This is a genomic window from Methylobacterium marchantiae, from assembly GCF_042679825.1.
Lineage (GTDB): Bacteria > Pseudomonadota > Alphaproteobacteria > Rhizobiales > Beijerinckiaceae > Methylobacterium > Methylobacterium marchantiae.
The window spans coordinates 33,873-46,196 of the sequence record NZ_JBHTND010000031.1; the positions used below are offsets into that span (position 1 = coordinate 33,873).

Annotated in this window: 11 protein-coding genes; 3 read left to right on the top strand and 8 right to left on the bottom strand. The window is 67.4% G+C overall.

Annotation, left to right across the window (positions count from 1 at the left end; all coding sequences use genetic code 11):
* Positions 1 to 65 precede the first annotated feature (65 nt).
* Both ACFQ4G_RS18445 and ACFQ4G_RS18450 read right to left on the bottom strand, forming a co-directional pair.
* Positions 66 to 347 (bottom strand): acylphosphatase, encoded by a 282-nt coding sequence (locus ACFQ4G_RS18445; RefSeq protein WP_379040793.1) that lies wholly within the window; start codon positions 345 to 347, stop codon positions 66 to 68.
* Between the two features lie 66 nt (positions 348 to 413).
* Entirely contained in the window at positions 414 to 845 is a 432-nt protein-coding gene (locus ACFQ4G_RS18450) for a gamma-glutamylcyclotransferase (RefSeq protein ID WP_238208960.1), read from the bottom strand.
* A gap of 177 nt (positions 846 to 1,022) precedes the next feature.
* Here ACFQ4G_RS18450 and ACFQ4G_RS18455 point away from each other — a divergent pair, with 177 nt between their 5' ends.
* Complete coding sequence (locus tag ACFQ4G_RS18455; protein ID WP_238208961.1) at positions 1,023 to 2,432, top strand: HD-GYP domain-containing protein; 1,410 nt, start codon at positions 1,023 to 1,025, stop codon at positions 2,430 to 2,432.
* A 227-nt stretch (positions 2,433 to 2,659) separates the two neighbouring features.
* Here the strand turns inward: ACFQ4G_RS18455 and ACFQ4G_RS18460 are convergent, their stop codons facing one another.
* The 3 genes from ACFQ4G_RS18460 to ACFQ4G_RS18470 form a co-directional block, all read right to left on the bottom strand.
* Complete coding sequence (locus tag ACFQ4G_RS18460) at positions 2,660 to 4,663, bottom strand: acetyl-CoA carboxylase biotin carboxylase subunit (RefSeq protein WP_238208962.1); 2,004 nt, start codon at positions 4,661 to 4,663, stop codon at positions 2,660 to 2,662.
* Positions 4,664 to 4,883: 220 nt separating this feature from the next.
* The gene (locus ACFQ4G_RS18465) at positions 4,884 to 5,336 is read right to left on the bottom strand and encodes a hypothetical protein (protein WP_238208963.1); all 453 of its coding nucleotides are present in this window, start codon (positions 5,334 to 5,336) and stop codon (positions 4,884 to 4,886) included.
* A 205-nt stretch (positions 5,337 to 5,541) separates the two neighbouring features.
* Positions 5,542 to 6,225: a L,D-transpeptidase gene (locus ACFQ4G_RS18470; protein WP_238208964.1), complete on the bottom strand. Its 684-nt coding sequence runs from the start codon at positions 6,223 to 6,225 to the stop codon at positions 5,542 to 5,544.
* Positions 6,226 to 6,409: 184 nt separating this feature from the next.
* Between ACFQ4G_RS18470 and ACFQ4G_RS18475 the strand changes: the two genes are divergently transcribed.
* Complete coding sequence (locus ACFQ4G_RS18475; RefSeq protein WP_379040789.1) at positions 6,410 to 7,345, top strand: histone deacetylase family protein; 936 nt, start codon at positions 6,410 to 6,412, stop codon at positions 7,343 to 7,345.
* A 5-nt stretch (positions 7,346 to 7,350) separates the two neighbouring features.
* Here ACFQ4G_RS18475 and ribB read toward each other — a convergent pair whose 3' ends face one another.
* From ribB to ACFQ4G_RS18490, 3 genes are read right to left on the bottom strand one after another with little or no spacing between them, the layout of a single operon-like run.
* The gene (ribB, locus tag ACFQ4G_RS18480) at positions 7,351 to 8,427 is read right to left on the bottom strand and encodes a 3,4-dihydroxy-2-butanone-4-phosphate synthase (RefSeq protein ID WP_238208966.1); all 1,077 of its coding nucleotides are present in this window, start codon (positions 8,425 to 8,427) and stop codon (positions 7,351 to 7,353) included.
* 47 nt (positions 8,428 to 8,474) lie between these two features.
* Positions 8,475 to 9,578, bottom strand: coding sequence for a chorismate synthase (gene aroC / locus ACFQ4G_RS18485; protein WP_238208967.1), 1,104 nt, complete (start codon positions 9,576 to 9,578; stop codon positions 8,475 to 8,477).
* Between the two features lie 49 nt (positions 9,579 to 9,627).
* A complete protein-coding gene (locus ACFQ4G_RS18490; protein WP_238208972.1) occupies positions 9,628 to 10,767 on the bottom strand; it encodes an anhydro-N-acetylmuramic acid kinase in 1,140 nt (379 codons plus the stop codon).
* Between the two features lie 140 nt (positions 10,768 to 10,907).
* Here ACFQ4G_RS18490 and tyrS point away from each other — a divergent pair, with 140 nt between their 5' ends.
* Positions 10,908 to 12,179, top strand: coding sequence for a tyrosine--tRNA ligase (tyrS, locus tag ACFQ4G_RS18495; protein ID WP_238208973.1), 1,272 nt, complete (start codon positions 10,908 to 10,910; stop codon positions 12,177 to 12,179).
* Positions 12,180 to 12,324: the final 145 nt, after the last annotated feature.

Genomic DNA, 12,324 nt, shown 5'->3' on the forward strand with positions numbered 1-12,324 from the left:
GGTATCGGCCCGATGCGTGGGAAACGAATCTCCGATCCGGTTCTCTTGTGAGCGTCGGCTATGGATCAGGTCCGTAGAAGGTGGAACCCTGAGGCGGGAGTTTCGGTCGCCTCTGTCACCTCCACAGAGCTGACGCGGGCGCCGTCCGGCCCCCGCCGACAGGCCTCGATCATGGAAGCGACGGAATCGGGCCGCCCGCTGAAGGTCGCTTCGACGCTGCCGTCGGCGCGGTTGCGGACATGCCCGTCGAGGCCGAGGCGTTCGGCCTGACCGAGGGTCCAGTAGCGGTAGCCGACGCCCTGCACCCGGCCGCTGATGACGACATCGACGGTTCTGATCGTATCCAGGGAACGCTCCTCGCATGGCTCGCCGCGAGCGGCGCGGCATCGTTTCGGTTCGGGGCTTCGCTCGCCTCAGCTACGCGGGGCGCGCAGCCACCGGCGCATCTCCGCGATATAGGCGGGCGGGAGGGAAGCGGCCTCGGCCGCCGCCAGGACCGGTTGGAGATAGTCGGGCCTCGGAGCTCCGGCGACGGCGCTGCAGCCGAGATAGATCAGGGCCCGCTTCACCCCGGTCGCAGTCGTCACCGGCTGATAGGCCTTGGTGTAGAGGCGCCCGGCGACGCCCTCGTAGCGATCGAGGGCCGGCACGTCGGCCAGGGCCAGATCCCACAGGATACCCCAGACGGTGGATGTCGGGTCCCGCACCACCGAGGCATAGCCCTCCCGCATGATGATGAAGCGGTGCCGGTTCAGCCGGGCGGTCCCGAGGGAAGTCGAGCCGGGGCAGCGTGCCGCCATCGCGGCGGCATCCATGTTGGCGCCGTAGGAGAAGTAGAGGGGCATGGACCTGATGACCGGAGGGGAAGTGACGAGCGCCTGTCGGGCTCCGTTTCGCCATCGGCCTCAGCTTGACCGTTCGGCAACCACGTTTCGCGAGAGGCACGAACTCGTAAGCCGCTGTCAACGACGACGGCGCATGAGGTACCTGGTCGACATCACGACCAGGGCCTGCCGCGCACAATGCTTCGAGCCATCACCGCCACCGCGACGTCCCGGACCGACTTCGATGCCGCCGCGACCGACCAGAGCGTCCGGCTCTCGGAATTGCTGGGTGCGCTCAGCCATGCCCTCGACCTCACCGAGGGCCAGCCGGTGGGGCATTGCGTGCGCTCCTGCTGGATCGGCACCCATATCGGCCGCGAGATGGGTCTGCAGGAATACGAGCTGTGGGACCTGTACTACACGATCCTCCTGAAGGACCTCGGCTGCTCGTCCAACGCCGCACGGATCTGCGAACTCTACCTGACCGACGACCTCACCTTCAAACACGACTTCAAGACGGTGAGCGACCGGCTTCCGCAGGTCCTCGGCTTCGTCTTCTCCCATACCGGCCTGAAGGCCGGCCTCGCCGAGCGCTTCCGCGCCATCCTCAACATCATGCAGAACGGCGGCGAGATCGCGCGCGAACTCATCGAGACCCGCTGCCAGCGCGGTGCCGAGATCGCCCGGCGGATGCGGTTTCCGGAAGCGGTCTGCGCGGGCATCCTGTCCCTCGATGAGCATTGGAACGGCCAGGGCAAGCCCAACCGTCTCGCCGGAGCTGCCATCCCGCTCTATGCCCGCATCGCCCTCCTGTCTCAGGTCGTCGACGTGTTCCACTGCTCGGCCGGGCGGGCGGCGGCGATGACCGAGATACGGTCGCGCATCGGGTCGTGGTTCGATCCCGAACTCGTGGCGTGTTTCGAACGGGTGGCGCAGGACGACGGGTTCTGGGCGACGCTCGCCTCCGACACAATCGAGGATTCCGTCTTCGCCCTCGAACCGGCGCACCGGGAGGTCGTCATCGACGAGGATTACCTCGACGATATCGCCCGCGCCTTCGCCCAGGTGGTCGATACCAAGAGCCCCTTCACCGCCGGCCATTCGGAGCGGGTCGCGGTCTATGCCGACATGATCGCCGAGCAGATGGGCCTCGCGCCGGCCCATCGGCGCTGGCTCAGGCGGGCGGCGCTGCTGCACGATATCGGCAAGCTCGGCGTCTCGAACGCGATCCTCGACAAGAACGGCAAGCTCGACGAGATCGAGTGGCAATCCATGCGCAACCATTCGGCCCTGTCGGAGACGATCCTGTCGCGGGTGAAGGCGTTCCACGACATGGCGCGCATCGGCGGCAGTCATCACGAGCGCCTCGACGGCAAGGGCTATCCCCGCGGCCTGTCCGGGGACGAGATCGCCCTCGAGACGCGCATCATCTCGGTAGCCGACGTCTTCGACGCGCTGACCGCCGACCGGCCCTACCGGGCGGCGATGCCGATCCCGAAAGCCCTGGGGATCATGCGGGCCGATATCGGATCGTCCTTCGATCCCGCCTGCTTCGCCGCGCTGGAGCGCGCGCTCGACCTGGTGGACGGGCTCGCCGAGGCGGTGTGATCCTCAAGTGCCCTTCCCCGGACGGGTGGAGCGCCAGCGGAACCCGATCCGGGGCCCAGCGGAAGAAGCCGCGAAGCGTCCAAACCCTTAGGGGCGTCCAGTTCGCGCGGCCGATCATGAGCCGCTGACGCGGCCCTTTCTTCGCCAGGTCCCGGATCACCTTCCGCTTCGCTTCAGGCGTCCGGGAAAGGGTGGGATGGATGAAACGTCCCCCGCGGAGAACGCCGTCAGGCGAATTCGAGGATGACCGCGTCGACGGCGAGGCTGTCGCCCTCCTTGGCCGCGATCTTCGAGACGGTGGCGTCGCGCTCGGCGCGCAGGACGTTTTCCATCTTCATCGCCTCGACGATGGCCAGCGGCTCGCCGTTCTTCACCTCCTGGCCTTCCTTCACCAGGATGGCCTTCACGAGGCCGGGCATCGGGCAGAGCACCTGCTTGCCGGAGCCCGCATTCTCCTTGATCGGCATCAGGGCGGCGAGTTCGGCCTCGCGCCGGGTGTAGACCCGCGCCTCGGCCGCCGCGCCGCCGTGCTGGAGCGCGACGCCGTTGAGAAGGCCGCGGACCTGGATGGCGACGCGGGTGCCGCCGATCTCTCCGGACCAGACCGGCTCACCCGGACGCCAGTCGCTTTCCACCGTCCAGGTCTTGCCGTCCTCGGCCGTGACGACGAGCTGTTCGCCGAGATCGTCCACCGTCACCGGATAGGACTGGCCGGCCAGGATCACGATGCGGTCGCGCTCGAAATGGAGCAGGGCCGGATCGCGCATCTGTCCCGAGATGCCGCGCTTGCGGGTGTTGAGCTTGTGATCGATGGCCGCGGCCGCGGCGGCCATGCGCTGGGCGATCTCGCCCGCGGGCTCGGGAGCCGCGAACCCCTCCGGGAACTCCTCGGCGATGAAGCCGGTGGAGATGTTGCCCGAGCGCCAGCGCGGATGCGCCATCAGGGCCGACAGGAACGGGATGTTGTGGCGGATGCCGTCGATGGCGAAGGAATCGAGCGCCTCGCCCTGCGATTCGATCGCTTCGGCGCGGGTCGGCGCCCAGGTCACGAGCTTGGCGATCATCGGATCGTAGTGGATCGCGATCTCGCCGCCCTCCTCCACGCCGGTATCGTTGCGAACGATCGCGTTGCCGAACGGACCTTCCTCCGGCGGCCGATAGGTGGTCAGCCGTCCGATCGAAGGCAGGAAGTTGCGGGTCGGATCCTCGGCATAGACGCGGCTCTCGACGGCCCAGCCGTTGAGCTTTACCTCGTCCTGCGTCAGCGGCAGTTTCTCGCCATAGGCCGAGCGGATCATCATCTCGACGAGGTCGAGGCCGGTGATCATCTCGGTGACCGGATGCTCCACCTGGAGACGGGTGTTCATTTCGAGGAAGTAGAACGACTTGTCCTGTCCGGCGACGAACTCGACCGTGCCGGCCGAATCGTAGGCCACGGCCTTGGCGAGAGCCACGGCCTGCTCACCCATCTTCTTCCGGGTCTCCTCGTCGAGGAGGGGCGACGGGGCTTCCTCGATGACCTTCTGGTTGCGGCGCTGGATCGAGCATTCGCGCTCGCCGAGATAGATGACGTTGCCGTGCTTGTCGCCGATCACCTGGATCTCGATGTGGCGCGGATCGGTGATGAACTTCTCCACGAACACGCGGTCGTCGCCGAACGAGGACGCGGCCTCGGACTTGGCGCGGGCGAAGCCTTCGGCGACCTCGCCGGAGGAATAGGCGATGCGCATGCCCTTGCCGCCGCCGCCGGCGGACGCCTTGATCATCACCGGATAGCCGATCTCGTCGGCGATGGTGACGGCGTGTTCGGGGCTCTCGATCACGCCGAGGAAGCCCGGCACGGTGGAGACGTTGGCGGCGGAGGCCGCCTTCTTCGACTCGATCTTGTCGCCCATGGCGGCGATCGCGCCGGGATTGGGGCCGATGAAGACGATGCCGGCGGCTTCCAGGGCCCGCGGAAACGATTCACGCTCGGACAGGAATCCGTAGCCGGGATGGACGGCCTGGGCCCCGGTCTGTTTGCAGGCGTCGATGATCTTGTCGATCAGCAGATAGGACTGCGCCGCCGGAGCGGGGCCGATATGCACGGCCTCGTCGGCCATCGCCACGTGCACGGCGTCCCTGTCGGCATCGGAATAGACGGCGACCGTCTTGATACCCATCCTGCGCGCGGTCTTGATGATGCGGCACGCAATCTCGCCGCGGTTCGCAATCAGGATTTTCTCGAACATCGGTCCGGGCACTCTGGTAAAGCGGGATAGGTCACGAGCGACGACGCGCTCAAGCTCGTTCCCGTTAAAGCAGTTGTGCGGCTTCGCAAAGCTGGACCAGGGAAGGTATTTGCCGGCTTCGCTGGCATACCATTCTGAAGGCGCATTCTTCGGCGTCCGGCCGTTACTGCCGTGCCTCGGCCGCCTTGGGCCGTTCCGCGGGCGGGTCGCGCCGGGGCGATCAGGCCGCGTCGCGAAGATCGAGCTCGATGACGCCGAAGGCCTGCTCGGTGTTGTGGCGGCGGTGGGCGCAGCCGATGGCGAAGGCCACGAGGATCTCGTGGCTGGTCTCGGCTTCACGCACGATCTCGAAGGCGATGCGGGCGGCGAGCGGGGTCGGGCCGGCATCGCTGCGCAGGGAGCCGACGAGCCAGCGGGCGATCTCGGCATCGACGTAGCCGGTGGGGCGCTCGCCCCAGACGGCGAAGTTCACGACGGCGGCGCTGACGAAATCGGCATAGGACACGTCGCTCTGCGGCACGGCGCGGTCGAGGGCGATGAGCATGTCGGCCTCGTCGGCATGTGCGATGCCGTCCGGGAGGAGGTCGCGGCCGAGGATCTGGACGTCGGCGGCGGTGATGCGGCCGGCGGCGACGACACGGTTACAGAAGAGCTGAAGCGAACGGTTGATCATTGGTTGATGCCTCCCCGGCTTTATTTGCGCCGGTCTGTGTTTCTGCATGTCGATGACTATGCAGGAGGCAACCGTTCAAGGAGTTAACGGCCAAATCTGAATCAACGTTCAGGTTAAAGCCTGCTCACGAATGAGCCTTTCGGAATCGTATCCTTTCCGGCAGGCTGCGCTGCCGGGGCAGCGCAGCCTGCACGCGTCCTCGCTCTCAGCGCACCACGACCTTGGCGCCGATCGGCACGCGCTCGTAGAGGTCGACCACGTCGGCGTTGAGCATGCGGATGCAGCCCGAGGACACGGCCTGCCCGATCTTCTCCGGCTCGTTGGTGCCGTGGATGCGGAACAGCGTGTCCTTCTTGCCCTCGGCGAGGTAGAGCGCGCGGGCACCGATGGGGCTGGTGGGGCCGCCTTCGAGGCGCTTGGGCAGCTCCGGCCGGCGAGCGATCATCTCCGGCGGCGGGTTCCAATCCGGCCACTCGCCCTTGCGATCGACATTCGCGGTCCCGGCCCAGGCCATGCCGGCATGGCCCACGGCCACGGGATAGCGCATCGCCTTGCCGTCGGGCAGCACATAATAGAGCCGGCGCTCCTTCGTCACGACGATGACCGTACCGGGCGGCTCGTTCGTCTTGTACTCGACGGTCGTGCGCGCGATCTTGGGATCGATCGTGGCCTGGGGCGCCTGTTTCAACCATTCCTTGTCGCGGGCCTCTCCCGTGAGGGCGGCGGGCTGCGTCAGGGCGGTATGCGCGGTGGGCGGAGCCAGCGGAACGTTCGCCGTCTGGGTGTTGCACGCACCGAGCGACAGGGCGGACAGGATCGCCGCGGCTCCGGCCGAGCGGCGCAGGTCGAAGTGACGGGACGGGCGGAACGACCAGGGCGCGGACGACATGAGAACGGAGCCTGACTCGAGGCCGAAAGGCTTCGAAGAATGTGGTTGATGGACTATTGCGCCATCTAACCTGCAGACTCATCGGCGCGTAATCTCGCGGCCTCTTACCGTGGCGCATTTGCATCGTATGTTGTGCTCAGAGCACAGTCGAGCCGAGTGGGTCGACTGGAAACCGTTCGGAGGGATGAGCGTGACGACCCTGTACGTGAGCCACCCATCCGCCCTGGATCACGCGATGCCGGACGGGCACCCGGAACGGGCGGATCGGATCCGCGCCGTGGATGCGGCTTTGGAGAAGGAGCGCTTCTCGGGATTGCTCCGTGAATCGGCGCCTCGTGCGGAGACGGCGACGGTCGCCCTCGCGCATCCCATTCCCTACGTGGAGGCGATCATCGCTGCCTCGCCGAAATCCGGCTACGTCCAGATCGATTCGGACACGCTGATGTCGCCGGGCACCCTCGACGCGTCCCTGCGCGGCGTCGGCGGTGCTGTCCATGCGGTGGACGCCGTGATGAGCGGTGCGTGTTCGAACGCCTTCGTCGCCATGCGGCCGCCCGGCCACCATGCCGAACGCATGCAGGCGATGGGCTTCTGCCTGTTCAACAATGCCGCCATCGCCGTGCGGCATGCGCGGGAGCGTCACGGCGCCGACCGCGTGGCGCTGGTGGATTGGGACGTCCATCACGGCAACGGCTCGCAGGACATATTCTGGGACGACAAGGCGGTGATGTACGCCTCGACCCACGAGATGCCGCTATTTCCCGGCACGGGGGCCGTCGGAGAGCGCGGCACCCACGACACCATCGTCAACGTGCCGCTTCGTTCAGGGGACGACAGCGGCATCTTCCGCGAGAAGTTCGAGAAGGGGGTGCTGGCCCGTCTCTCGGCCTTCGCACCGGATCTCATCGTCATCTCGGCCGGCTTCGACGCCCACTGGCTCGACCCGCTGGCCAGCATCCAGCTCGACGAGAGCGATTTCGGCTGGGCCACCCGCAAGCTGATGGAGATCGCCGACCGCCATGCCGGCGGTCGGGTCGTGTCGGTGCTGGAGGGCGGCTACAGTCTCGACGGCCTGGCGCGATCTGTCACGGCGCATGTGGATGCGCTGATGGGGCGGTGAGCGCCCTACCCTTCCAGCGGTACGTCGCCCAGGAGCTCGATGCCGAAGCCAGACAGGCCGACATAGGAGCGCGACGAGGTCGCGAGGTTGCGGATCGAGACGATGCCGAGGTCGCGCAGGATCTGGGCGCCGAGACCGACCTCCCGCCATTGCCGCACGCGCAGGGCCTCGGCCCCCTCCTCCGCATAGGAGGAGAGCGGCACGCCGGCGGTCCCGTCGCGCAGATAGACGAGGACGCCGCGGCCCTCCTTGGCGAAGCGGCGCAGGACGCAATCGATCTGCTTGCCGCCGCCGATTACGTCGGCCACCACGTTCGAGCGGTGCAGACGCACCAGCACGTCGCGGCCGTCGTCGATATTGCCCTGGACGAAGGCGAATTGCTGAACCGTCTCGAAGGGCGTGGTGTAGGCGAAGCCCGTGAGATCGCCGAATTCCGACTTGACCGGGAACGTGCCGACCCGCTCCACCAGCTTCTCTCTCGCCTGGCGATAGGAGATGAGATCGGCCACCGAGACGCGCTTGAGCTTGTGCAGCTCCGAGAAGGCCGTGATCTGCGGCCCCTTCATCACGGTGCCGTCGTCGTTGGCGAGTTCGCAGATGACGCCGACGGGCGGAAGTCCCGCGAGCTTGCACAGGTCGACAGCCGCTTCCGTATGGCCGGAGCGCATGAGCACGCCGCCATCCTTGGCGATGAGCGGAAAGACGTGGCCCGGACGGACGAAGTCCGATTCGCCCATGTTGCCGTTGGCGAGCGCCCGCACCGTGTTGCAGCGCTGCTCGGCCGAGATGCCGGTGGTCAGCCCGTGTTTCGTGTCCACCGTCACCGTGAAGGCGGTGCCGAGCGGCGCGTCGTTCGAGGCCACCATCGGATCGAGTCGCAGCCGACGCGCCTCGGCGCGGGTCAGCGGCGCGCAGACGATGCCGCAGGTGTTGCGGATGATGAAGGCCATCTTTTCCGGCGTGCAGAGCGAGGCCGCGACGACGAGGTCGCCCTCGTTCTCGCGATCGTCATCATCGGTGACGACGACGATCTCGCCGCGGGCATAGGCCTCGATGGCCTGCGTGACGTGGGTATGGGGCACGGGATGTCTCTTGGAATCTCAGGGCGAATAGGCTCGCGGCGCGCGGGTCAGCCCCGCGTCCCGACCTGTCCCCGGTGACGCAGATAGTGATCGGCGAGCACGCACGCCATCATCGCCTCGGCGACGGGGACGGCGCGGATGCCGACGCAGGGATCGTGACGGCCCTTGGTGACGAGATCGACGTCGCGGTTGTCGCGTGTCACGCTCATGCGCGGTGTCAGGATCGACGAGGTCGGCTTGACCGCGAAGCGGCAGATCAGCGGCTGGCCGGTGGAGATGCCGCCGAGGACGCCGCCGGCATGGTTGGCGAGGAAGGTCGGCGCGCCGGCATTGCCCGAGCGCATCTCGTCGGCGTTCTCCTCGCCGCGCAGGGAGGCCGCAGCGAAACCGTCCCCGATCTCGACGCCCTTGACGGCGTTGATCGACATCATGGCGGCGGCGAGATCGGCGTCGAGCTTGCCGTAGATCGGCGCGCCGAGGCCGGGCGGAACGCCTTCGGCCACCACCTCGATCACCGCGCCCACCGACGAGCCGTCCTTGCGGATGCCGTCGAGATACTCCTCGTAGAACCTGGCCGTCTCGGCATCGGGGCAGAAGAACGGGTTTCGCGCCACCTCGTCCCAATCCCATCTCGACCGGTCGATGGCGTGCGGTCCCATCTGCACCAGGGCGGCCTGGATGATGACCTCTGCCGGCAGGACCCGGCGGGCGATCGCCCCGGCGGCGACGCGGGCCGCGGTCTCGCGAGCCGAGGAGCGCCCTCCCCCGCGATAGTCGCGGATGCCGTATTTGGCATCGTAGGCATAGTCGGCATGCCCCGGACGATAGCTGTCGCGGATCTCGGAATAATCCTTCGAGCGCTGGTCGGTATTCTCGATCTCCAGCGCGATCGGCGTGCCGGTGGTCAGCTGGACGCCGCCCGTGCGGTCGTCGGAGAACACGCCGGACAGGATGCGGACCTGGTCGGGCTCGCGCCGCTGGGTGGTGAAGCGAGACTGGCCCGGCTTGCGCCGGTCGAGCTCCGCCTGGATGTCGGCCGCCTCGATGGGAATGCCGGGCGGGCACCCATCCACGACGCAGCCGAGCGCCACCCCGTGGCTCTCGCCGAAGGTGGTCACGCGGAAGAGATGGCCGAACGTATTGTGAGACATGGTGTGGGACGCTCTAGCGCGGCTTTCGGCTCAGGGCAAAGCGTCGGGCTCATGCGTCCGGCCGCGCCAGCACCCCGCCCGTCATCGCCTCGCGCACCCCGGTGGTCGACGGGAAGGTGATCGGTAGTCCCTTCAGCGAACGCACCGCGAGATGCGCGAAGGCCTGGGCTTCGAGATAGGCCGAGGACCAGCCGATGGCGTCCGCCGTCGTGATCTCGGCACGCAGGTGATAGTTCAGGAGGCGAACCAGCTCGCCGTTGCGGGCGCCGCCGCCGGCCACGATCCAGCGCGTAGGGATCTCCGGCGCATGATCGAGGGCGCGGGCGACCGAGCGGGCGGTGAAGGCGGTCAGCGTCGCCGCACCGTCCTCGGTGGAGAGCTGGCCGGCGAGCTTGTGCGAGAACCAGTTGCGATCGAGCGATTTCGGCGGCCGGCGGACAAAGAACGGGTGGGTCAGGAGCCAGGCGAGCAATGGCTCGTCGGGCCGCCCACGCGCGGCGGTGCGGCCGCCATCGTCGAGTGGACGTCCGGTACGCTCGCGCATCCAGTCGTCGATGAGGGCGTTGCCGGGGCCGGTATCGAAGGCGATGACGTCGCCGTTCGAGGCGATGAGCGTGGCGTTGGCGACACCGCCGATATTGAGGATGCCGAGGGCACCCTCGTATCCCGCGGCCTTGGCCAGGGCCTTGTGGAAGACCGGCACCAGCGGCGCCCCCTGTCCGCCCGCTGCGATGTCGGCATGGCGCAGGTCCGACACGACCGGAATGCCGAGACGGCGGCTCAGCGCGGCTCCGTCGCCGATCTGGACGCTCATGCGCTGGTCGGGGCGATGGACGACGGTCTGCCCGTGGAAGCCGATCACGTCGATGTCTGCGGCGCTCAGGCCGTTGGCGGAAAGGAAGGCTTCCACGGCCTCGGCATGGGCGGCGGTGACGAAGGCCTCGGCCTCGGGCAGGCAGCCGGGACGGTCCTCGCGGGCGACCACGGCTTCCGAATCGGACAGGGCCCGGCGGAGCAGCTCACGGTCCTCGTCGGAATAGCCGCGATAGCCGGTGGGGCCGAGGGGTTCGAGATAGCCGTTATGGCTGCGTACGACCTTCACGTCCTCGCCGTCGGTCTCGATCAGGGCGACATCGACCCCGTCGAGGGAGGTGCCGCTCATCAGGCCGATCGCCCGCATCATCGCCATTCCGTTCACGCCCCGTGCCTTCCCGGGCCAGCCCTGCTAAGAGCCGCCGCATCATCGTGCGGTGCTATCACGGGGGCGTTTGCCCTGTCCCGCGCCGCGACCTATCGAATCCGGAACCTCTCATGTCCTCCGCTCCGACCATCGCCGCCGAGCCCTTCGCGCCGAAATCCGACTTCCTGCGGGTTCTGTCGGAGCGCGGCTACATCCACCAGGGCTCCGATCTCGCCGGGATCGACGCCGCTGCGCTGGAGGGCCGCCTGACGACCTATGTCGGCTACGATTGCACGGCGGCCTCGCTGCATGTGGGCCATCTGCTCTCGATCATGATGCTGCATTGGCTCCAGGCCACCGGCGGCACGCCGATCACCCTGATGGGCGGCGGGACCACCCGCGTCGGCGATCCCTCCGGCCGCGACGAGAGTCGGAAGATCCTCACGCTGGATCAGATCGAGGAGAACAAGGCCGGCATCCAGAAGACGTTTTCGCGGTTCCTGACCTTCGGGACCGGCGGCAATGCCGCGACCATGGTCGACAATGCCGAATGGCTGACGAAGCTCAACTACATCGAGATGCTGCGCGACATCGGCCGGCACTTCTCGGTGAACCGCATGATGTCGATGGATAGCGTCCGGATGCGGCTGGAGCGCGACCAGGAGCTGTCGTTCCTCGAATTCAACTACATGATCCTGCAATCCTACGACTTCGTCGAGCTCAACCGCCGTTACGGCTGCGTGCTGCAGATGGGCGGGTCGGACCAGTGGGGCAACATCGTCAACGGCATCGATCTCGGCCGCCGCATGGGCACGCCGCAGCTCTACGGCCTGACCTGCCCGCTGCTCACCACGTCCTCCGGTGCCAAGATGGGCAAGACGGCGGCCGGCGCCGTCTGGCTCGATGCCGGGATGCTGAGCCCCTACGATTACTGGCAGTTCTGGCGCAACACCGAGGATGCCGACGTGGCGCGCTTCCTCAAGCTGTTCACGCTGCTGCCGATGGACGAGATCGCCCGGCTCGCCGCTCTCCAGGGCGCCGAGATCAACGACGCCAAGAAGGTGCTCGCCACCGAGGCGACCGCGCTCATGCACGGCCGCGAGGCGGCTGACGCCGCCTCCGAGACCGCGCGCAAGACCTTCGTCGAGGGCAGCGTCGCGCAGGACCTGCCGAGCGTGACGGTTCCGGGGACCGTGCTCGAAGCCGGCTTCGGCGTGCTCTCGGCCTTCGGGCCCGACCATGCCAAGCTCGTACCCTCCACCAGCGAGGCGAGGCGCCAGATCAAGAGCGGGGGATTGCGCGTCAACGACGTGCAGATCACCGACGAGAAGGCGGTGCTGACGAACGCCGATCTCAACGTGGACGGCGTGATCAAGCTCTCCTTCGGCCGCAAGAAGCACGTGCTTCTCAGGGTCGGATGAGGCGAGCGCCCTATTCGGAAGCGTCCCCTCTTCCGCCCGCGCTCTAGCTGTGAGCTTTCAGGAGGTTGTCCATCCGGTCTGAACCGAGGAGGCTGGAGTTGCGAGGCTTCAGCTATGTCGGAGAGACCGGATGAACATCCATCAG